Raw genomic sequence first — 22,342 nt, 5'->3', positions numbered from 1 at the left:
CCCTCCGATTACAAGGATGATTCGCCCCCCCGGCCAAGCTTTGGACGAACGGTATTTTTTAGCATTTTTAGGGGGGTAAAACCAGGGAAATAAGCGTCTAAAATAGGGTGTGGATAGAGATGTTTAACGGCTTAAACAATCCCGTCCGCGCACCTCATTGGGCGTAAAATCAAAGGGCAATACAGCTTGTCCCGGCGGAGGCAAAAGAGTCCCGTCCATTCGACTGAATCGGCTTACGGATAGATCGCCAAAAACCACACTGATTTTACCTTCCGGAGTCTGGCCCAGATTTAAAGCCATAGCCAGATCCGAACCCGTATTACAAAAAGCCGCTTGCTCAAAAAACAGGCTTTTGTGGGATGGATAGGTAATTTCTCCAACATGATGCGGTTTTGCTTTTGCCCGCAAGGCGGAATCCGCGACGGCCATATCCTGTTCCGCCAGCCACATCGCGCTGCTTAGAAAATAGTAAGGAAATGGAGAATCCGACAAATAATTTAAACCGGCCCGATTATATTCGGGTTGGCCAGGACATTTCATGGAAGGCGAAAATTCTATCCCGCTCCATTGTTCCGGAAACATTACGGACCATAATCCATGGCGCAATCCACTCTGTCCGCCCATAACCACTGAAATCCCTTTTACCGCATCGGGCAGCAGATCATCCGGCCAAGTGCGGCGTTCATATCCGGCAAAAGGAAAATAATCCTTATGCTCGGCGGCATACGTCATAATCGCTTGCCCCGCATTGCGGATATTAGTCTTGCATTTCAACTGACGTGCGGTGGTGCGCGCCGCCCCTATTCCAGCAACCGCCAGAGATGTCAATACGCCAATGATACTGATCGAAACCAGCAACTCCATCAATGAAAAGGCGCGGGATATGTTTTTACGCATGCCCGTATTGTACGGCCTATAAAAAGATTATCAATAAGTTTTTGGCCTCGCCGAAGGCCCAAGTTTGCCCTATATATGGCGTTATGACCAAAAATAACGACAAAAACGCCTTTTTACGCATCCGGGGGGCGCGGGAGCATAACCTTAAAAATATCGATCTCGATATTCCAAGAAACTCCCTAACCGTGATTACCGGACTTTCGGGATCAGGCAAATCCTCACTCGCCTTCGACACGATCTATGCCGAAGGCCAGCGGCGTTATGTCGAATCGTTGTCGGCCTATGCGCGGCAATTTTTGGAAATGCAGCAAAAGCCGGATGTGGATTTAATCGAAGGGTTGTCGCCGGCAATTTCTATCGAACAAAAAACCACATCGCGCAATCCACGTTCCACGGTCGGCACAGTTACGGAAATTTACGATTATCTGCGCCTTTTATACGCTCGCGTTGGCGTGCCCTATTCCCCTGCTACCGGATTGCCGATCACCGCGCAAACCGTATCGCAAATGGTCGACCGGTTGATGGAATTGCCAAAAGGCACCCGGTTATATTTGCTGGCGCCAATCGTGCGCGGACGCAAAGGCGAGTATAAAAAAGAAATCAAGGATTTACAGAAAAAAGGATTTCAGCGCGTTAAAATCGACGGCAAAATTTACGAAATCGACGACGCGCCGGATTTGGATAAGAAAATAAAACATGAAATCGCCGTGGTGGTCGACCGTTTGGTGATCGCCGACGACATCGCCCGGCGACTGGCCGATTCGATTGAAACCGCCTTGCCGCTGGCGGATGGGATCGCCTATGCCGAAAACGCGGACACCGGCGAGCAAATCGTGCTGTCGTCCAAATTCGCTTGCCCGGTTTCGGGATTCACTATCGACGAAATCGAACCGCGTTTATTTTCGTTCAACAATCCATATGGCGCCTGCCCGGAATGTTCAGGCCTTGGCATTAAATTATATTTCGACCCGAATTTAGTCGTGCCCGATCCAACATTGTCGTTGCACGAAGGCGCGTTGGCCCCATGGTCGTCCCAAGGCACGCCAGCACCATATTATTTGCAGGCGTTATCGAGCGTGTGCAAACATTACAAACAAAGCATTCATGCGCCATGGAACGAATTGCCAAAAAAATTCCGTGATATAATGCTGTATGGCTCTGGCGATGAGGAAATCAAAATTTACTATGACGATGGCGTGCGCAGTTTTACCACCCACAAAGCCTTCGAGGGCGTCATTCCAAATCTGGAACGCCGTTACCGCGAAACCCAAAGCGACGATATGCGCCAAGAATATTACGAGCCATACCAGGCCAACAAACCGTGCGAGGCTTGCAATGGATTCCGGTTAAAGCCAGAGGCGTTGGCGGTTAAAGTTGGCAAAAAGCATATTGGCGAGGTTTCGAACCTGTCGATTAAAGCCGCCAAGGAATGGTTCGGCAAACTGGACGGCCAATTAACCGCCAAAGAAAAAACTATTGCCGTGCGTATCCTGAAAGAAATTCAAGAACGCTTGCAATTCTTGCTGGCGGTTGGATTGGATTATTTATCGCTATCGCGCAATTCCGGCACATTATCGGGCGGCGAATCGCAACGCATTCGCTTGGCCAGCCAGATCGGTTCTGGTTTGACCGGCGTATTATATGTATTGGATGAACCGTCGATTGGATTGCATCAACGCGACAATCACCGTTTGCTGGAAACATTGAAACGGCTGCGCGATTTGGATAACACCGTGATCGTGGTCGAGCATGACGAAGACGCGATCAGAGCCGCTGATTATTTGATCGATCTGGGCCCAGGTGCCGGTGCGCATGGCGGCACCGTGGTTGCCGCCGGAACGCCGGATAAGGTGATGAAACATCCAACCAGTCAGACAGCGTTATATATGTCCGGGCGCAAAACCATTCCCCTACCCACATCGCGTCGCAAAGGTAATGGCAAATCCATCGCGTTAAAAAACGCGACCGGCAATAATTTAAAAGACATCAGCGCTGAAATTCCGCTGGGCAAATTCGTTGCCGTCACCGGCGTTTCGGGCAGCGGCAAATCGACCTTAATTATCGATACGCTGTACCAAGCGGTTGCACAAAAATTGAATGGCGCATCCGGGAAAGTTGCGCCGTATGGTAACATCAAGGGACTCGAACATATCGACAAGGTCGTCGATATCGATCAATCGCCCATTGGCCGCACACCGCGATCCAACCCCGCGACCTATACTGGCGCCTTCACGCCGATTCGCGATTGGTTCGCCGAATTGCCAGAATCCAAGGCGCGCGGTTACACGCCGGGCCGGTTTTCGTTCAACGTCAAGGGTGGGCGGTGCGAAGCGTGCCAGGGCGATGGTATGATCAAAATCGAGATGCACTTCCTGCCCGATGTGTTCGTGCAGTGCGACGTGTGCAAAGGCAAGCGATACAATCGTGAAACGTTAGAGGTCAAGTTCAAGGAAAAATCCATCGCCGATGTATTGGATATGACGGTGGATGAAAGCGCCGATTTTTTCAAAGCCGTGCCATCGATTCGCACGAAAATGGAAACTTTGCAAAAAGTTGGCCTGGGCTACATCCATGTCGGCCAGCAAGCCACCACATTATCCGGCGGCGAAGCTCAGCGGATTAAATTGTCCAAAGAACTTTCCCGCCGTTCCACCGGCAAGACATTATATATTCTGGATGAACCGACCACCGGATTGCATTTCGAAGATGTGCGTAAATTGTTAGAAGTGCTTCATACGCTGGTTGATCAGGGCAATACGGTTTTGGTGATCGAACATAATTTGGAAGTCATCAAAACGGCCGATTATGTTCTGGATCTCGGCCCCGAAGGCGGCGATGCGGGCGGGGAAATTATCGCGTCCGGCACACCCGAAGAAATCGCCAAAACCGCGCGCAGCTATACCGGCCAGTATTTAAAGCCGTTATTGCAAGCGGCGAAGGCGAAGAAGAGTGCGTGAAATTAGGTGTCAGGTATCGGGTGCCAGGTTTCAGGTAAATATATTAGCCGCTTTTAGGCATTAGGCATTCCGTTTAAATTATGATATAAAAACTAAATTCTTATTTTCTCTGATACCTGATACCCGAAACCCAACACCTGATACCTCATCCATGACCGATCTTAAAAAACTTCTCGACAACAACAAAAATTGGGCGGCGCGAATTCAACGCGAAGACCCAACCTTTTTCCAAAAACTGGTAGAACAACAATCTCCGGAATATTTATGGATTGGATGTTCCGATTCCCGCGTTCCTGCCAACCAAATCGTTGGTTTGGTACCGGGCGAAGTATTCGTGCATCGCAACGTCGCCAATTTGGTGGTACAAACCGACTTGAATTGCCTGTCTGTGGTTCAATACGCAGTCGAGGTGTTAAAGGTACGCCATATCATCGTTTGCGGCCATTATGGATGTGGCGGCGTGCGCGCAGCGCTGGAAAAACAGAAATTGGGATTGATCGATGGCTGGCTGGCGAATTTGCAAAAAATCGCGGAACAACACGCTAAAGAGTTGAAATCTTCCGATGCCCAGCAAAATTGGGATCGTTTATGCGAATTGAACGTGATCGAACAAGTCTGGCATGTTACCCAAACATCCATTGTGCAAAATGCCTGGAAAGCCGGGCAGGATTTAACTGTCCACGGATGGATTTACAGCGTTAAGAATGGATTGTTGAAAGATTTAAATGTTGCTTCGGATAGCCAAACCGAAGCCGAACGAAAACATCAATCAGCCATCAGGACGCTTTCCGCCGCCTGACGGTTAAGCCCTAGTGTTCTGCCTAGATAGCGCCAGTACTGATGGGTCAATCTCGCTTTGCCCGGCAGACAACATCTTTTCCGCTATTGGCATAGCAACAGCGCCGAAGCTACACAATGCTACGCATGATAACAAAATCAGCCAATAAATACTCTTGTGGTGTTTGGTTGGATTCAAGAAAGGCTGCAATAGATTTTGAATAGTTTCATTACTCATACTCCTTTATATCATATCCTTTAAAGATATTAGATAATTATAGTATTGCATTAGAACAATAATTTTAAATATTTGAAAAATAATGGTTTTTGTAGATGCGGGTGCAATAAATCATACTTAGCTTGTTGAAAGCGCCCAGAGTATATATGGCCTAACTTCCCAAGGGCATTAATAAAGCGCGGATTATTGGGTCCTGTATTGACCCGAATTATCTCTTTCGCCTGTTCCATAATATGTTTAGCCACCGGTGATAAATCGATGCCTGTTGGCACATCGAAGAATCGATCCTTATCGATACCATGTTGCGCCAGCAAATCCAGCGGCAAATACATGCGCCGGAATCGGGCTTGAAACATTACGCTGCGCAATAACCCAATCATCGCCCAAGCCTGACCGATATTTGCGACGTGGTTGTTCTCCGCGCCTGCTTGAGCAGCGCATAATTTCCACAACACTCCAGAAGTATACTGGCAGTAATTTATAAAATCCGCGTAGGTTGGATTGATCGACTCTTCAAATTCCCTGGCCCTTGCATCTACCATTTGGTGTAACGCCGCATAATCGAGATTCGGAATATTGGCCAGTTCTTGCAAAGCATAATGTGGGCGAACGATGCCGCGCGATAAATCATCCGCCGCTTCGCGCCACCAGGCCAGGCGTATCAGACCAATCGCGGGGTCGGTTACCACTTCCCGCACCCGCGCAATTTCATAATTAAAGGCCAGCAATGCCAGAATATGCGGCCGCGCCGCATCCGGTGCAAACAGGCTGCAAGTCCAGCGATCGTGATCGTGCTGGCGGATCAATTGTTCGATTTGCTTTTGATTGTCAGACACTTGCTGCCCCTTGGAATTGTTATATAACTAGCCTATATTCGGAAAAGGTTCCAGGTGTCAGGTATCAGGTTCCAGGTTAAAAAATCAATCCTGACACCCGATACCCGACACCTGACACCCCTAAACCAGAAATCACAGATAAAGGACCTTACATGCCATTCACCCTTCCCGATTTACCTTATGCCAAAGACGCCTTGGCGCCATTCATGTCCGCCGAAACTTTGGATTTTCACCATGGCAAACACCACCAAGCCTATGTCACCAAATTGAACGAATTGACCGCCGGCGGTCCATTGGCCACAGCAACCCTGGAAGACATTATCGTTAAAACTTATAACGACGAATCGAAAGCCGGTATTTTTAACAATGCCTCGCAACATTGGAACCATATCCAATTCTGGGGCTGGATGAAGCCAAAGGGCGGCGGATCGATCCCCGGCAATTTGGAAAAGAAAATCAAAGAAGATTTCGGCAGCATCGATAAATTTAAAGAAGATTTCACCAATGCCGGCATCGGCCAATTCGGCAGCGGATGGTGCTGGCTGGTTTTGGAAAAAGGCAAACTGAAAGTCACCAAAACTGCCAATGGCGTCAATCCATTATGCTTTGGCCAGCAAGCATTGCTGGGCTGCGATGTGTGGGAACATTCTTATTACATCGATTACCGCAACAAACGCGCCGATTATTTGAAGGCGTTTTTGGAATCGCTGGTCAATTGGGAATCCGTCGCCGCCGGATTCGAGCAAGGCTTGAAAAAAGCCGCTTAGAAATAAAATTGTCATAATAATTAAATAGCCGGGACAAAATCCCGGCTATTTATTTTCTAAATATCACTCCGACATTCAAAATTTTACTTTTCTTCCTGGTTGTAGATTGCAAAATCGATAAACCGGATTCAAAATGCGCTTATGAAAAATCATGCTCTTGCAACGCTGACTCTTGCCGCAGCGAGTTTCACCGCATTTCAAACCGCCAATGCGGATTTGTTTTTGCATTCGAATTTTGATATTGGCCCAGGAATATATAATGACGAGACTTCCATTCCCGATTTAACGGGAAGAAATCATGGCCTTGGCTATGGCACCTTTGTTGCAGGCAGTCTTGCACATCCTTCTTCCCCTGGATCATCGGGAAACCGTATGGAAGGATTCGGATCCGTTGGATACTCCAACCTTTCCTATGAATTTAATCAAGAATGGTATTCATCTTATATCTGGAAATTTGACGACTCTAATGGAATTTCATTCCGCATAGATGATGGAACCAGTGCCAATCGCCTTATTTATCATATTTTTTCTGATGGGTCGCAAATTATTTCCAATCAAGGTACCAGTACGGCTTGGTATCTAGACCTTGCTGTAAATATTAGCCATTTTGTATTATTGCATTATAAACCTCTACAAAATGGAACATCACAATTGGAATTATGGGTAGATCCAAATACTGCCAATTTAGGTGTCCCTGTATTAACGCATGAATTTTCTACTTTCAACTTCTCTGCTAATTATTTTGTAAATTGGGATGGAATAAATAGTATCGACGAATTGCGATATGGCACGGAATTAAGCGACGTGGCCGTCGTACCCTCGCCTGCAACATTAGCGCCGTTATTAGGGTTGGCGCTGGCGCATCGAAGAAAGAGGTAATCTATGGATAAAAAAATTCTCGCTCCCTTTCTTTGCGCGGCTAGTTTTATTGGTGTTTCTGCAGCAAAAGGGGATTTATTCCTACATTCCAATTTTGATATAGAACCATATTATCATTCACCTTATATACCCATACCCGATTTAACCAACAGAAATATTGGCGTAGGTTATGGTGAGTTTGCCGCAGGGAGCTTAAGTCATTCGTTATCACTGGGATCATCCGGTAACCGCGCCAGCGGTTATAGCCAGGCTGGATATTCATCTATAGCACCCGAATTCAATCAAAGTTGGTACGGCTCATTTATGAACCGCTTTAATGCTTACGACGGAGGTGGAGTTTTTTTACAGTTTTCTCCTGATGCCAACTTATCCAATCATGAATATCAAATGGGCATAGGTGTGTTGCCGATGGGCATAACTATGAATTACGGCGAGAATGGTACACATATTCTTCAGCGCACTCCCGGCCTTGTGGATCACTTTGTGCTTATTCAATACAGCATAAACGATATCGGCAACTCGCAGCTTCAACTTTGGATTGACCCTGCCGATACAAACAATTTAGGAAATCCATTAATTTCCTATAACTTTACCACGCTGCGGCCATTTAATTTCTTCGCTATTAGTTGTTGGGGAAGCGGTCCAAATGATTCTTTCGACGAACTCCGTTTCGGCACCGAATTAAGCGACGTTGCAGTCGTACCCTCGCCTGCAACATTGGCGCCGTTATTAGGGTTGGCGCTGGCGCAGCGCCGCAGAAGATAATTTCAATAAAAAAGGCCGGGAATAATCCCGGCCTTTTATTCTATTTAAAACCAAGATTACGCGGCGTTCTGATACCGGTCGCCGTTGGTTTCTGGATCTGTTTCCTTGCGTTCCGGCATCATCCATAAAATCAATGGCGCGGCCACATAAACAGACGAGAACATCGCCACCAATACGCCCCAAGTCATCGCGATATTGAAACCGCGAATCACTTCGCCGCCGAAAAACAACAACGCCAATACGGCCAAAAACACGGTGACGCTGGTCATAACCGAACGCGCCAAAGTTTGATTGACCGATAGGTTCAACAATTCTTCCATCGGCATTTTTTTGTATTTGCGTAAATTTTCGCGGATACGGTCATACACAACGACTTTGTCGTTGATGGAATACCCCGCCAGCGTCAGCAACGCCGCAATCGAAGTTAAGTTGAATTCGATATTGAATAACGAATAAATGCCCAGCGTGGTTACAACGTCATAAATCGCGGCAATCAGCGCGTTAACGCCATACTGCCATTCAAAACGGAACCAGATGTACAACATAATGCCGGCCATCGACAGTAATACCGCGATAGTCGAATCGCGCACCAATTCATCCCCTACTTTCGGGCCAACGAATTCGACGCGGCGGAAATCATATTTCGCGCCCAAGGATTCGCGGACTTTTTGTACCGCTGCCATTTGCTCGGCCTGGCCGCCTTTTTGTTGCTGCACACGGATCAAAACATGGTTTTCCTTGCCGAATTCTTGTAACGCGACTTCGCCTAGGCTTAGGCTGTTTAAATGTTCGCGCATACCGGCCAAATCAACTTTGCTGCCATCGGTCGCGGCGACTTCCATCATGATACCGCCGGAAAAATCGATGCCGTAACTCAGGCCCTTGGTGCTGACCACAAAGATCGATGCCAAAGTTAGGAACAAGGTCAATCCAACCGCGATCCATTTATAGCGCAAAAAGTTGATGTTCGGTTGCTGTGGAATTAAGTGAATAGGCAGCATGATTCAATCCTTTATTTATTATAATGGCAAGGCTTGCGGACGAACGCGGTTCATCCAAGCCTGCACAATCAAACGGGTTAAGGTGATGGCGGTAAACATCGACGCCAACAAACCAATCGACAAGGTCACGGCAAAGCCGCGCACTGGCCCTGTACCAAACAAATATAAAAAGAAATTGGCAATCAATGCAGTCAGATTGGCATCGGTAATCGTGCCGACCGCATGTTTGAATCCGTTATCGACCGCCGCGCGGGGGCCGCGTCCCAAACGCAATTCCTCGCGGATACGTTCGAAAATAAGCACGTTGGCGTCCACCGACATACCGATCGACAAAACCACCCCGGCAATACCAGGAAGGGTCAGCGTTGCACCCAACAATGATAACGCCGCCGCCAGCAAAGCCAAGTTCACGGTCAAGGAAATCACCGCGAATACGCCAAACAGGCTGTAGCATAAAACCATACATAAGGAGACAAGCGCAAAACCCATAATGCTGGCCATGGTACCCGCCTCAACCGAATCGCGGCCCAATTCCGCACCGACCGAGCGTTCTTCCAATACCGTCAATGGCGCTGGCAACGCACCGGCGCGCAACAATAACGCCAGATCTTTCGCCGATTCGGTCGTAAAACTACCGCTGATAATGCCGGAACCGCCAATAATGGCGGAACGGATTACCGGCGCACTGATTACTTTACCGTCTAAAATAATCGCAAATGGCTTGCCGATATTTTCCGAAGTTACTTCGCCGAATTTTTTTGAACCGCGCGAATCGAAACGGAATGACACGACAGGTTGATTTTCCTGGTAACTTGGCTGGGCATCGACCAGCATATCGCCGGAAATAATAACTTGCCGTTTAACAACGTAATCCGAGGCATAGCCGTCTTTTTTATCCGCCGGCAATAGTTGCGAGCCTGGCGGCGTACGTCCCATACGGGCTTCATCCACACTGGTGCTCATATCCACCAATTGAAAAGTCAATTTCGCGGTCTTGCCCAACAAACGTTTTAAGCGTTCTGGATCGCCCTCGCCCGGCAATTGAACCAAAATACGGTCCTCACCCTGACGGATAATGGTCGGCTCGCGGGTACCGGTTTCATCGACGCGGCGCCGGACAACTTCGATCGATTGCTCAACCGCCAGTTTTTTGCGGCTGGCAACATATTCTTCGCGCAATGTAATGCTGCCCTTGCCGTCAGCCTTAATATCAACCACGGCATCCTGGCCATATTCTTTGCGCAAGGCTTCGTATACAGCGTCTTTTTGCGCCAAATCGCGCAAGGTAAATTGAATCGCGCCATCGCCAGCCGACAAATCGGTATAACCGATATCCTGCGTCCGCAACGTGGAACGCACGCCATCCAACATATTATTCAGTTGTTCGGCAATAACATCGCTGGTTTTAACTTCGAGCAGCAAATGCGACCCGCCCTGCAAATCCAAACCTAAAGTGATTTTATGTTTCGGAAACCAATCCGGCAATTTGGCCAAGCGCTCATCGCTGATGGCATTGGGCAACGCTAGGATAAATCCCATAACGCAAATAAAAACGATGAACCAAATATAAAGTCTGTTGGATTGCATGGTATTTCCTGATTCTTTAGCTTTTTAAGCGGCTTTGCCCTTGGTGTCCTGGGCGCTGACCGGACTTTTAGAAATGACTTCCGCAATCGAGCTGCGGATGACCTTAATTTCAACGCCGTCGGCGATCTCTACCGAAACTTCTTTATCGTCGATTAAACGGGTAATAGTGCCAACAATTCCGCCGCCGGTGACAACTTTATCTCCACGACGCAAAGCAGCGACCATATCGACATGCGCTTTCAATTTCTTTTGTTGTGGGCGAATCAATAGAAAATAGAATACGACAAAAATCAAAACTAGCGGCGCCAACTGGCCCATCAGTCCTGGCATAGCGGTTGTGCCGGTGGCTGCGGCGGGAACATCGGAAGTAACAACCGGAGCATCGGCCCAGGCATTGCGAATAAACATTCTCTACCTCATTTCGGGTTAATTTTGCTGATAAAGAAATAAACGAAACCGGCCTATATTGCAATTAACTTATTTTTCGTTTTTGTTGATTATTTGGCCCATTATTTGTTGATATAAAAGGCACAAATTGCACTGACCAAAGCGTTTCTTGGGTATAAGAATCGCCCGTTTTGGTTAATTTAATAACATATTGCGCCCCGTCTTGCGGCCCGACCGGGATAACCATAATACCCCCATCCGCCAATTGATCGACCAGGGTTTGCGGAATTTCGGTTGCGGCCGCAGAAACGATGATACGCTCAAACGGTTTTTGTTCCACCCAACCTTGATAGCCGTCACCCAATTTGGTGGTGACATTGGTAATGCCGGCATTGGCCAATTTCGCGTTGGCTTCGTCCAATAACGGCTTGTGCAATTCGATGGAATAAACCCTGCGGAATAAAAAAGATAGAACAGCGGCCTGATATCCAGATCCGGTTCCGATTTCCAGGACTTTTATTTTTTTATCCGGCTCCAACGCATGACACATCAAGGCAACAATCAAAGGTTGACTGATCGTCTGGCCATGACCGATCGGCAATGCGGCGTTGTCGTAAGCTTGGTCTTGCAAAGAATCCGGCACGAACAAATGGCGTGGAACACGTTCTATCGCCGATAGAACTTCGGTATCGGACACGCCGCCAGTGCGAAGGTCCATGATTAAACGAATTACGCGAGGGTCAAATACCATTTGATTCCTATGGGTTTTGGGTTCTGGGTATTGGGTTTTGGAAATTTCTCTACTCCTTAAACCCAAACCACAATACCCTAAACCCTGATTTATCCAATTCTGTTAAGACCGCCCATATAAGGTTGCAGCACGGATGGAATTGTTATGGATCCATCTTCGTTTTGATAATTTTCCATAACCGCAATCAGCGTGCGTCCCACAGCAAGGCCCGAACCGTTTAATGTATGCACGAATTTGGTGTTTTTATCGTCTTTGCCACGGTAACGCGCCTTCATCCGGCGGGCTTGGAAATCGCCGCAATTTGAACAGCTGGAAATTTCCCGGTAAGTATTTTGCGCCGGCAACCAAACCTCGAGATCGTAGGTTTTGCGCGAAGCAAATCCCATGTCGCCGGTGCACAATAACATTGTACGGTACGGCAACTCCAAACGCTGCAAAATCGTTTCAGCGGCGCCTGTCATCCGTTCGTGTTCTTCATTGCTTTTTTCTGGCTCGACAACACTGACCAATTCCACTTTGCTGAATTGATGTTGGCGCAACATCCCGCGCGTGTCTTTGCCGGCCGACCCCGCTTCGGATCTAAAGCATGGCGTAAATGCGGTAAAGCGCAACGGCAATTGCTCCGCGCTTAAAATTTGATCGGCGACAATATTGGTCAGCGGCACTTCGGCCGTTGGAATCAGCCATTTGCGATTATTCAAATTGCGGTTTTGGCGCATCATCGCTTCGACCGCCTCGATCAATTTGATAAAGGCTTCGTGGTCGCCAGCGCCAACGGCTTGAGTAATGTAATTCAATAGCTCTGGATTGCGATCGGCCAAATCTTTTTTCATTTGGCCGAAGATGCGGCGTTCTAATTCGCTGTCTTCCAGCGGGGCGGATTCATCCAGCACCAGACTGTCGGCATAAAATAAATCGGTGGCGAACTTCGGCAAATTACCGGTGCCGTACATGGATGTATCGTTGACCATATAGGGCGGAGATACTTCGGTATAACCGAATTCCCGTGTGTGCGTATCGATCATGAATTGCGCAATCGCCCGTTCCAAGCGCGCCAATGGGCCTTTTAGCATCACAAACCGGGAACCGGTAATTTTGGCGGCAACTTCAAAATCCATCATCCCCAATTTTTCGCCAAGATCGTAATGTGCCTTGGCTTCAAATGGCAATTTCGTGGGCGTTCCGAATTTACGCGCTTCCTTGTTGCCCGTTTCATCGCCAGCCACGGGCACATCGTTTGCCGGCAGATTCGGGATATAAGCAAGCATGGATTCCATATGAGCATCAAGATCGGCGGCGACCTTTTCAAGACCGGCCAAGCGATCTTTCATATCGGCGACTTCTTTCATCACCATATCGGTGTTGACGCCCTGTTTTTTTAATTGCCCAATTTGCTTGGATAAATCGTTGCGTTTCGCCTGCAATTGTTGCGATTCGGTCAAGGCGGCACGGCGGCGCGCGTCAACGTCTAAAATGGCTTGGGCCTGCGCGGCAAGGCCACGGCTTTTTAAGGATTTGTCGAATTGATCGGGATGATCGCGAATAAATTGAATATCGTGCATGAGTAGCTAAATAACGTAAAAAGCCCAGAAAATCAATCTTTGTCGTGAATTTAGTAATGATATAATTCGGAAATTCCTCCCCCTTTGGGGGAGGTAAGGAGGGGGTTAGGCCCGGTATCTGCTACATTCATTTCGTTTTTCTGATTTAGGTCTTGCCTAACCCTCCCCCCCACCCCCTCCCAAAGGGAGGGGAATTTAAAATTAGGGCACTGTTATGGTTTAGGACTTATTCGCCGCAATTAATTCGCGCTTTCCAGCGGCCTTTTCCTGGGCAATACAGATCCAGACCGATATTTCATATAAAAAATACATTGGGATAGCGAGCATAAGCTGGCTGATAACATCCGGCGGGGTGACGATGGCCGCCACGATCAATATAAGGACAATCGCATACCGGCGGCTTTCCGCCAAAGTCTGGGCCATAATTAAGCCCACTTTATTCAGCAGCACCAAAAGCACCGGCAATTCAAAACAAAATCCAAACGCCATCAGCAATCCAGTAACAATAGATAAATATTCATTCACTTTTGCTTCCAGTTGGATTGGCAAACCATCCGCGGTGCCGATTGTCTCATAACTAAGAAAAAATTTCCAAGCCATCGGAAAGACAACATAATAAGCCATCGCCGCGCCCATTAGGAACAGAATTGGCGTTGCAATCAGAAACGGCAAAAACGCCCGTTTTTCGTTTTTATACAATCCTGGGGCAACAAACATCCATACTTGCGAAAGCAACAATGGCAAGGTGATAAACAATCCCATCCACATCGCGAGCTTCAGATGGGTAAAAAACGCTTCTGCAATGCCTGTAAAAATCATATGTGGATTGCTGTGGCCATTGGCAATCATGGCATCGATCAATGGCCTTGCCAGAAAATCATAAACGTGGCCGGCATAATGGAAACTAATGCCGAATGCGATTACAAAGCCAACCGCAACATAAAACAACCGCGCGCGCAACTCGATGAAATGCTGCATAAACGGCATTTCCATAAATTGATCGTCGGCACTTTTATTTTTTTCCGTTGTCATTACTATGCTTTAGGCTTGGTATCTGAAGTTTCACCTGAATTGTCAGTTAACCCTTCTTGCATCTGGGCCGCCGTGTTATCCAGTTCTCGCTGAATCTGCTCATGAAAATCGGTAATTCCGTGCTTTTCCAACTGCTCGCGAAATTCTTTGACTTCCTCGGCGTGGACCACTTCTTCGACCTGATTTTGAAAATCGCGCATAATCTTACGAGCGGTGCGGACGAATTTACCAACTTGCTTCATTACTTTGGGCATGTCCTTGGGGCCGATCACCACGATCGCCACAACCCCGATCAATGCAAGTTCGGACCAACCGATATCAAACATGGGTTTACCGATTAATCTTTATTGATTTTTTGCTGATCGTCTTTGCTGTCGTCTTTCATTTCAGTTTTAAAGGCTTTGATGCCTTTGGCGAAATCGCCCATGACTTGCGACAAACGTCCGCGGCCAAACAACAACAGAATGACCACGATTACGATCAACCAATGCATTAAGCTAAATGAACCCATAAGAACCTCGACAGATAAGGAATTTCAATAAGATAGTATATCATATCGGCAAATAATGGATATTTGCTCAATAATCGGCGGTTTTTTAGCTATTTTATGGGCGGATGTGGCGCTTTTTAGATAAAAATTACAATTCTTCGCTATCTTCCGCATCTTCCGAAACGGCCGGTTCACCCTCTTCCGTCTGCTGGAATAAAGGACCCGCCACAGGCCGGTTTTTATCCAATAGACCGGATGCCTTCAATTCATCGAATCCTGGCAGATCCTCGATAGCGGCAACGCCAAAATGCTGTAAGAATTCTTCCGTTGTAATCCAGGTTACCGGACGACCAGGCGTTTCCCGGCGGCGGCCTGGTTTAATCCATCCGGCCTGCAGCAAAATATCCAATGTCCCCTGCGCCACCGATACGCCGCGAATATCTTCGATTTCGGCGCGGGTGACCGGTTGGTGATACGCAATGATCGCCAGAGTTTCCACTGTTGCGCGGGTCAATTTACGCTGTACGGTTTTTTCACGCTTCAAATACGGACCTAAATCGGCTGCGGTGCGAAACGACCACTTACCGCCAATTTGCGTCAATTGGAATCCGGTATTGCGATAGGTTTCTTCCAATTCCGCCAACAATGGCTCGATGTCAAAATCTTCTGGAAAAAAGGATTTCAAATCCGACAGCGATAGCGGTTTATCGGTCGCGAAAATCAAAGCTTCCAGCAAGCGTCTATGCTCTGCCCGGTCTTGAAATGGAACCACATTATCGTTATCGGCGTCTTCAACAACGGCTTCTATGATGGCGGCATTAGATTCGGTCATGCGGTCTCACTTTTCTTGCGGATATATAATGGTCCAAAATTTTGCAACTGGCGCAATTGCGCCTCGCCCGATTTGGTCAATTCCAAGGATGCGGCAAAAGTCGATGCGATAAAGGATCTTCCTACAACGCCTGGCAATAATTCCGTCGGCAGATAAGAAATCAAGGACTCCCAATGTTGCGACAAACCCATGCGTTGGCGCAACCGGCCCATTGCGCGCTCAATGGTTTCCAGCAAATCCGGATTGATGGTAAATGTTTTTGCGGCCGTGATCCGTTGTTTAAAATCGCCATAAGCCGACAATAAATCATACAAACTGACATCATATTCGGAATTATGTACGACCGGAATGCCTTCTGGTTCTGCGCGGCGGAACACATCTATTCCCAAACGCGATTTGGACATTAATTGCGCGCCAGCCTTTTGCATCGACGCCAAACGTTGCAATTGCCATTGCAGGGCCGCGGATAATTCTTCGGGTGTTGGCTCGTCTTCCGGCGGCGGATCTGGCAGCAACAAACGCGATTTTAAATAAGTCAGCCAAGCGGCCATGACCAAATAATCGGCGGCAATTTCCAAATTTTGTTTTTTGGCTAAATGAATAAAGCTGAGATATTGATCGGCCAAGGCGACAATGTTGATTTGCGCCAAATCGATTTTCTGATCGCGGGCAAGATTCAGCAAAACATCTAACGGGCCTTCATATCCGCCTAAATCGACGCGCAACCCCTCGCCGCCAGTATTTTCATTGCTGGCTTGTGGCGGATGAACATCCGCTTCGAACGATGGATTAAGTGTTGTCGTCAATGGCTGAATCCCCCGGCCAATAAAATAATTAAATTACCCAAGCTGGCGATCCCGACTTCCATAAAATGGCTGAATAAGTCTAAATCCAGCCCGTATCGATCTCCCATCATGGGCAGCAGAAAAATCAAGCTAACTAAGATAAATAGCCCATAACTTTCAAGCTTTGCATAAGGTATAGCCCATTTTAAAGGCAGAATTCCAGTAATAATTCGTCCACCATCCAGGGGGGGCAAAGGAAACATGTTGAAAACTGCAAGGCCAATATTAACCATAAAGGAATTAGACAGATTTTCCTGCAAAATATCGGCATAAGGCCCAGCAAGATCGATCGTGTGCAATAAAAGCGCCGAAACAAAAGCCAGAAAAATATTGATGGCTGGCCCGGCCAAGGCAACCCAAACCATATCGGTTTTGGGGTGGCGCAGGCGGGTAAAATTGACCGGAACTGGTTTCGCAAAGCCAAACAAAAACGGGGCGCGTGCGAAAAACAAAATGGCAGGCAATAAAATGGTGCCTACCGGATGAATATGGCGGAATGGATTGATGCTAACGCGGCCAAGACGTTTGGCGGTATCGTCCCCCAGCATCCAGGCGACATAACCATGCGCGGCCTCGTGCAAACAAATGGCAAGCAGCACGGGTATGCCCCAATGGGCTAAACCCGTAATCACAGTTGAAAAATCAATTCCGGTATCCATGGTCTAAGCCACCAATTTACTGTGCAGCACAAGGTGTAACGCTTGTTCAAAACGTTGCGCGCTTTGTTCATTCATGGCTTTTGGCAACGCTGAAGCCGCCGCCAACATTTCATCCATTTTGCCGCTGCAATGCAAAACCAAATCGCATCCAGCCGCAAGCGTCTGCCGGGTTAAATCGGCGAAATCGCCTTTTAAGGCTTTCATGCCGATATCGTCCGACATCAACACACCTAAATAACCAATATCGCCGCGAATGACCTGTTCCACAATCTTAGGTGATAATGTCGCCGGCAATTCCGGATCGATATCGGTGTACAGAATATGCGCGGTCATGGCGAGCGGCATGTCGCATAAAAATTTGAATGGCGCGAAATCGGTTGTTTTCAACGTTGCATAATCCGTATCGACACGCGGCAATTCATGATGGCTGTCGGCCATGGCGCGGCCATGCCCAGGAATATGTTTAATCACCGGCAATACGCCGGAATCAATCAAACCCAAACAGGCGCTTTGGCCCAATTGGGTGACAGGCCAGGATTTTTCGGCAAAAGCACGATCACCGATCACATCATGCGCCCCTGAAATTGGAATATCCAGCACCGGAGCACAGTCGACGTTAATGCCAAGATCTAGCAATCCCTGCCCAATACGCACATAATTGTCGTATACTTTTTCCAAAGCATCGTCCGGATTTTTGGCATAAAGATCGCCAAAAGTTCGCGCAGGCGGATATTCGGGCCATAAAGGCGGTTTCAATCGCGCTACGCGGCCGCCTTCTTGATCAATCAGTACCAACAAATCTTTATTGCCTGTTACCTCGCGCAATGACGCTGTCAATGCGGTAACTTGATCCAAACTTTCGATATTGCGCGCGAATAAAATCGCCCCGACCGGATTGGTTTCCTGGAAAAACTTTTTCTCGGCATCGGTTAGAACCGTGCCAGAAATTCCAAAAATCGCCGGGCGCAGATTGCTATGGGGCGACATACAAGCATCCTTGGCCGTGGGATTTCAACGATGTGCAGGCAGCGCTGGCCGAAGCTTTGTCGGCAAATCCTTCAGCCTGAACACGGTAATATGTTCCTTTTCCTGGGATATCGGCGGAACGAATATTCAAACGGCGATTGCTGAGCACATCTGGATATTTGCTTTTGAACAAAGCAGCGGCTTTTTCCGCCTGGGTTTTATCCGGCAGGGAAGCCAACTGAATCTTATGCGCGCCAGTGGCCGTCGATGTTGGCGTAGAGCTTGCAGCCGGTTTTTCAGTTTTCACCGTACTGGCCGTCTTTTTGCTTTCTGTTTTTACCGCAGTTTTTGTCGTTTCGGCTTTTTTCACTGGCTCTGTTTTAACAGTCTCGGTTTTAGCGGTTTCAGTTTTCACGGCTTCTGTTTTTAGGGTTTCCGTTTTCACAGGCTCTTTCTTCGCTTGCTTAACAGGTTCCGCCTTTGGTTCCGGTTTTTTAGCTTCTTGAACAGTAACTGGCTCGGATTTCATCTCCGGCTGTTTTTGTGCTTCTTGTTTCTTTGTTTCCGGTTTTGGCACTTCGGCAACATTGACTTCCTTGGCTGGCGCTAGCGCAAGCGATTCTGGCTTGCTTTGCGCATTACCGGCACGGTCGATAGCAATGATTTCCAGATCGGCATCGCCAGCATCGGATTCGCTTGCCGATACTTTGGTTGCAGGATCAATTGGTTTTTCTGGGCCAGGCACCAATTTTTCGGTGGCGGAGGCTGATTCATTGCCCTGAATCTGCTCATAAACCAATTTGTCCTGGTGCGGAATTTCCATACCACCTGGCTGATCCGGACGGACCTTGAATGGTTCGGCATCGGCTTTGATCACCGGCGTCACGCCGCTAATGCCATTTTGCTGGCCTTGGCTGAAGGCGTAGAATACGATACCAACGAATGCAAGGAGCACAATTAGAACCACATAACGTTTAACGCGGCGCGGACGGCGCGGCGAATCTTCGTCACCAATACGTTCGTCGCGATTCATCCGAAATTCATTGTCCGTCATGGGTCACTCTTCCTTTGCACTCATTTCTTTTACTGCTTGAACACCGAATACCGAAAGACCGCTTTCGATAATACTACGGCACGATTCTATCATAGCCAGGCGCGCGATGCTTTCATCTTTCTTGCCTTCGATCAAAAATCGCAGCTCGGCGTGATCTTTGCCCTTGTTCCACAGGCTATGGAACGCGGCGGCCAGATCCTGAATATAAAAACACAGGCGATGCGGTTCGTGGGCCAAGGCTGCCGCCTCGATAGCGCGCGGCCACGCGGCCATCAGCTTGATCAGCCCCATTTCGGCTTCATCATTCAACAGGCTAAAATTGGCTTTTTTAAGTTGGTCTGTGGCAATCGTCGCCGCGCCGAACATTTCCGCCGCATGCCGCATAACCGAACAGATCCGGGCATGAGCGTATTGAACATAAAATACTGGGTTATCCTTGGATTGTTCCTTGACCTTCACCAAATCGAAATCAAAGGCCACATCGTTTTTGCGGGTCATAATAACGAAGCGGAATACATCCTTACCCACATCCTCAAGCACATCGCGCAAGGTTACAAACGTCCCTGCCCGTTTGGACATACGCACCGGTTCGCCATTACGCATGATATTGATTAGTTGATTCAGCTTGCAATCCAGCTCCGCCTCGCCATTGCTGACGGCCTTGGTCGCGGCAGTAATACGGCGAACATAGCCGCCATGATCCGCGCCAAGGCAATTGACCAGATTCTTGCCTGTACGAAGATATTTATCATAATGATATGCAACGTCATTGGCGAAATAGGTATTGCTGCCATCCGATTTTTTTAACGGGCGGTCGATATCGTCGCCAAATTTGGTCGATTGAAACAATGTTTGCGGGCGCGGTTCCCAATCGTCCGGCTTTTTGCCCTTTGGCGGTTCCAGCACGCCGACATACAACAACCCTAAATCCTGCAGGCGTTTGATCATCACATCGACTTTACCGGCCTTGATTAATTCAAATTCACTGGAAAACACATCGTGCCGCACCCCAAGAAATTTTAAATCGTCCTTGATCCAGCCAAGAATATGATTCACCGCAAATTGGCGCAACGGTTCCAACCATTCCGGTTCTTCCTTGCCCAACCATTTTTTGCCGTCACGTTCTGCCAGTGCCGCCGCAACTTCCTTCATATATTCGGCCGGATAAAGCCCGGCGGGAATTTCACCGATATTTTCGCCAAAATGTTCGCGATACCGAAGATGCAAAGTGCGCGATAATTTTTCCACCTGCGCACCGGCATCGTTCAGATAATATTCACGCGTGACTTTGTATCCGGTTTTTTCCAATAATGTCGATAATGTATCGCCAAACACCGCGCCGCGCCCATGGCCCACATGCATTGGCCCGGTTGGATTCGCGGATACGAATTCAACGTTGATGGGCTCGCCCTTGCCAATATTCTCAAAACCGTAATTAGTTCCAGCATTCAAAATTTCTGCTAAATGGCTTTGCCACATACTTTTTTGCGATCGCAAATTAATAAAACCTGGCCCCACTGTTTCAGCAGATTGAACATATGGCAATCCACTGACAATAGGCAGAATTATATCTGCGGTAGCTTTTGGGGAGAGACTAACTTGTTTACTCAATACCATCGCCACATTGGTGGAAATATCCCCATGCGATGGATCGCGCGGCGGTTCGGCGGTAATTTTGGATAAATCCAACTGACCGGGTAATTCCCCTGCCGCATTCAGATCCTGAATTATTTTTTCAATTTTATTTTTAAAATCATTAAAGATATTGGTCATTACAATAGGCTTTTATTTAAATTGGGTTGATTATAGGAACTAGCTTTTGGCGTATAAATCGAACAATCGTCGGTGTTCGTCGAGCGCATAGCGATCGGTCATGCCCGCAATATAATCCGCGACAATGCGCGCGCGGGTTTTTTCATTCTGGCCTTGCATATCATCTTGCCAGGATTCCGGCAAACATTCCGGTTCGGCCAACAAAATCATGAATAATTCCCGCACCACGCGCCGCGCCTTGCTGGTCATCCGGTTGACGCGGTAATGGCGATACATGCGGCGCATCAGGAATTGTTTTAATTCCAGCAAATTTTCCTGCATCGATTTCGAAAACGCCACTACCGGCATTTTGGCGCCGCGAATATCATCGACCGATTCCGGCGCGATTTTTTTCAAGCGGCGGCGAGTTTCAGCCAGTACATCCGAAACCATATTGCCAATCATTTCGCGGATGGCTTCGTGCATCAATCGGTCTGTATCAATTTTTGGATAAGATTTACGCACCCGTGCAATAACGCCAGAAATAATCGACACGGATTGCAAATCATCGATGGTGAATAATCCCGCGCGAATGCCATCATCGATATCGTGGTTACAATAGGCGATATCATCCGCCAGCGCCGCGACTTGCGCCTCCGCACTTGGATGGGTGTTCAATTTCAAATCATGTTTTTTGCTGTAGGCCGCGATAGTTGTCGGCAATGTTTTTTTGCCCATTGGCCCGTTATGCTTCACAACGCCTTCCAGCGTTTCAAAGGTTAGATTCAGCCCATCGAATTTCGCATAGCGTTTTTCCAGTTGCGTCAATACACGCAACGTTTGATCATTATGATCAAACCCGCCGAATGATTCCATCACTTCGTTCAACGCATCTTCGCCCGCGTGGCCAAATGGCGTGTGGCCAAGATCATGCGCCAGCGCGCAGGCTTCGGCCAGATCTTCGTCCAATTGCAAATTGCGGGAAATAGAACGCGCGATTTGCGCGACTTCTAATGAGTGGGTCAAACGCGTTCTGTAATAATCGCCTTCGTGATTGACGAAGACTTGGGTTTTATATTCCAGCTTGCGAAACGCACCGGAGTGAATAATCCTGTCTCGGTCGCGTTGAAATTCTGTGCGGTTGGATGGCAATGGTTCGCGAATCAGCCGGCCGCGGCTGTTCGCCGCGCTGCAGGCATACACAGCCAGATCTTTGGACCTATTTTCATTCGCAACGCCAGCAGGCGATTTAATATTTCGAACAGCCATAATACCCTTATTTTTCTAAGCGGATTAAGCTAGCATATT

At 48.0% G+C, this 22,342-nt stretch carries 22 protein-coding genes; 5 read left to right on the top strand and 17 right to left on the bottom strand.

What is annotated here, in order from left to right:
* Positions 1-123 precede the first annotated feature (123 nt).
* Positions 124-897 carry a type II secretion system protein gene (locus EYC62_01680; protein ID TAH37620.1) on the bottom strand — a complete coding sequence of 258 codons (774 nt, stop codon included), beginning with the start codon at positions 895-897 and terminating at the stop codon, positions 124-126.
* Positions 898-980: 83 nt separating this feature from the next.
* On the opposite strand from EYC62_01680, the gene uvrA reads away from it, so the two are divergent.
* Together uvrA and EYC62_01670 are read left to right on the top strand one after the other, a co-directional pair.
* On the top strand, positions 981-3,854 hold the full coding sequence (uvrA, locus tag EYC62_01675) for an excinuclease ABC subunit UvrA (protein ID TAH37619.1): 2,874 nt from the start codon (positions 981-983) through the stop codon (positions 3,852-3,854).
* Between the two features lie 151 nt (positions 3,855-4,005).
* Entirely contained in the window at positions 4,006-4,653 is a 648-nt protein-coding gene (locus tag EYC62_01670; GenBank protein TAH37618.1) for a carbonate dehydratase, read from the top strand.
* Positions 4,654-4,919: 266 nt separating this feature from the next.
* Here EYC62_01670 and EYC62_01665 read toward each other — a convergent pair whose 3' ends face one another.
* Positions 4,920-5,705: a hypothetical protein gene (locus EYC62_01665; GenBank protein ID TAH37617.1), complete on the bottom strand. Its 786-nt coding sequence runs from the start codon at positions 5,703-5,705 to the stop codon at positions 4,920-4,922.
* Positions 5,706-5,857: 152 nt separating this feature from the next.
* Between EYC62_01665 and EYC62_01660 the strand changes: the two genes are divergently transcribed.
* The 3 genes from EYC62_01660 to EYC62_01650 all read left to right on the top strand — a co-directional run bounded on the left by EYC62_01660 (position 5,858) and on the right by EYC62_01650 (position 8,116).
* A complete protein-coding gene (locus tag EYC62_01660) occupies positions 5,858-6,472 on the top strand; it encodes a superoxide dismutase (protein ID TAH37616.1) in 615 nt (204 codons plus the stop codon).
* A gap of 141 nt (positions 6,473-6,613) precedes the next feature.
* On the top strand, positions 6,614-7,351 hold the full coding sequence (locus EYC62_01655; protein TAH37615.1) for a hypothetical protein: 738 nt from the start codon (positions 6,614-6,616) through the stop codon (positions 7,349-7,351).
* A gap of 3 nt (positions 7,352-7,354) precedes the next feature.
* Positions 7,355-8,116 carry a hypothetical protein gene (locus EYC62_01650; GenBank protein ID TAH37614.1) on the top strand — a complete coding sequence of 254 codons (762 nt, stop codon included), beginning with the start codon at positions 7,355-7,357 and terminating at the stop codon, positions 8,114-8,116.
* A gap of 56 nt (positions 8,117-8,172) precedes the next feature.
* Here EYC62_01650 and secF read toward each other — a convergent pair whose 3' ends face one another.
* The 15 genes from secF to EYC62_01575 all read right to left on the bottom strand — a co-directional run bounded on the left by secF (position 8,173) and on the right by EYC62_01575 (position 22,303).
* Complete coding sequence (gene secF / locus EYC62_01645) at positions 8,173-9,117, bottom strand: protein translocase subunit SecF (GenBank protein ID TAH37613.1); 945 nt, start codon at positions 9,115-9,117, stop codon at positions 8,173-8,175.
* A gap of 18 nt (positions 9,118-9,135) precedes the next feature.
* Positions 9,136-10,704: a protein translocase subunit SecD gene (gene secD / locus EYC62_01640; protein TAH37612.1), complete on the bottom strand. Its 1,569-nt coding sequence runs from the start codon at positions 10,702-10,704 to the stop codon at positions 9,136-9,138.
* A gap of 24 nt (positions 10,705-10,728) precedes the next feature.
* Positions 10,729-11,022, bottom strand: coding sequence for a preprotein translocase subunit YajC (gene yajC, locus EYC62_01635; GenBank protein ID TAH37701.1), 294 nt, complete (start codon positions 11,020-11,022; stop codon positions 10,729-10,731).
* Positions 11,023-11,176: 154 nt separating this feature from the next.
* A complete protein-coding gene (locus EYC62_01630) occupies positions 11,177-11,842 on the bottom strand; it encodes a protein-L-isoaspartate(D-aspartate) O-methyltransferase (protein ID TAH37611.1) in 666 nt (221 codons plus the stop codon).
* 89 nt (positions 11,843-11,931) lie between these two features.
* Positions 11,932-13,404, bottom strand: a complete 1,473-nt coding sequence (locus tag EYC62_01625) for a serine--tRNA ligase (GenBank protein TAH37610.1) — start codon at positions 13,402-13,404, stop codon at positions 11,932-11,934.
* Positions 13,405-13,623: 219 nt separating this feature from the next.
* A complete protein-coding gene (tatC, locus tag EYC62_01620; GenBank protein TAH37609.1) occupies positions 13,624-14,436 on the bottom strand; it encodes a twin-arginine translocase subunit TatC in 813 nt (270 codons plus the stop codon).
* Positions 14,437-14,438: 2 nt separating this feature from the next.
* Entirely contained in the window at positions 14,439-14,762 is a 324-nt protein-coding gene (tatB, locus tag EYC62_01615) for a twin-arginine translocase subunit TatB (protein TAH37608.1), read from the bottom strand.
* Positions 14,763-14,773: 11 nt separating this feature from the next.
* Positions 14,774-14,947, bottom strand: a complete 174-nt coding sequence (locus EYC62_01610) for a twin-arginine translocase TatA/TatE family subunit (GenBank protein ID TAH37607.1) — start codon at positions 14,945-14,947, stop codon at positions 14,774-14,776.
* Between the two features lie 127 nt (positions 14,948-15,074).
* The gene (scpB, locus tag EYC62_01605) at positions 15,075-15,758 is read right to left on the bottom strand and encodes an SMC-Scp complex subunit ScpB (protein TAH37606.1); all 684 of its coding nucleotides are present in this window, start codon (positions 15,756-15,758) and stop codon (positions 15,075-15,077) included.
* Positions 15,755-16,564, bottom strand: coding sequence for a segregation/condensation protein A (locus tag EYC62_01600; GenBank protein ID TAH37605.1), 810 nt, complete (start codon positions 16,562-16,564; stop codon positions 15,755-15,757). Before EYC62_01600 ends, scpB begins: the two co-directional genes overlap by 4 nt.
* Positions 16,561-17,262: a site-2 protease family protein gene (locus EYC62_01595; GenBank protein TAH37604.1), complete on the bottom strand. Its 702-nt coding sequence runs from the start codon at positions 17,260-17,262 to the stop codon at positions 16,561-16,563. The genes EYC62_01600 and EYC62_01595 overlap by 4 nt, the downstream gene beginning before the upstream one ends.
* A gap of 3 nt (positions 17,263-17,265) precedes the next feature.
* On the bottom strand, positions 17,266-18,249 hold the full coding sequence (gene nagZ / locus EYC62_01590) for a beta-N-acetylhexosaminidase (protein ID TAH37603.1): 984 nt from the start codon (positions 18,247-18,249) through the stop codon (positions 17,266-17,268).
* On the bottom strand, positions 18,236-19,282 hold the full coding sequence (locus EYC62_01585; protein ID TAH37602.1) for a hypothetical protein: 1,047 nt from the start codon (positions 19,280-19,282) through the stop codon (positions 18,236-18,238). The genes nagZ and EYC62_01585 overlap by 14 nt, the downstream gene beginning before the upstream one ends.
* A gap of 3 nt (positions 19,283-19,285) precedes the next feature.
* Positions 19,286-21,055 (bottom strand): arginine--tRNA ligase, encoded by a 1,770-nt coding sequence (locus EYC62_01580; GenBank protein ID TAH37601.1) that lies wholly within the window; start codon positions 21,053-21,055, stop codon positions 19,286-19,288.
* Positions 21,056-21,094: 39 nt separating this feature from the next.
* On the bottom strand, positions 21,095-22,303 hold the full coding sequence (locus EYC62_01575) for a deoxyguanosinetriphosphate triphosphohydrolase (protein TAH37600.1): 1,209 nt from the start codon (positions 22,301-22,303) through the stop codon (positions 21,095-21,097).
* Between the last annotated feature and the right edge of the window lie 39 nt (positions 22,304-22,342).

The organism is Alphaproteobacteria bacterium (assembly GCA_004295055.1).
GTDB lineage: Bacteria > Pseudomonadota > Alphaproteobacteria > SHNJ01 > SHNJ01 > SHNJ01.
The sequence above is the reverse complement of the archived record's forward strand: the minus strand, read 5'-3'. Positions and strand labels throughout refer to the sequence as shown.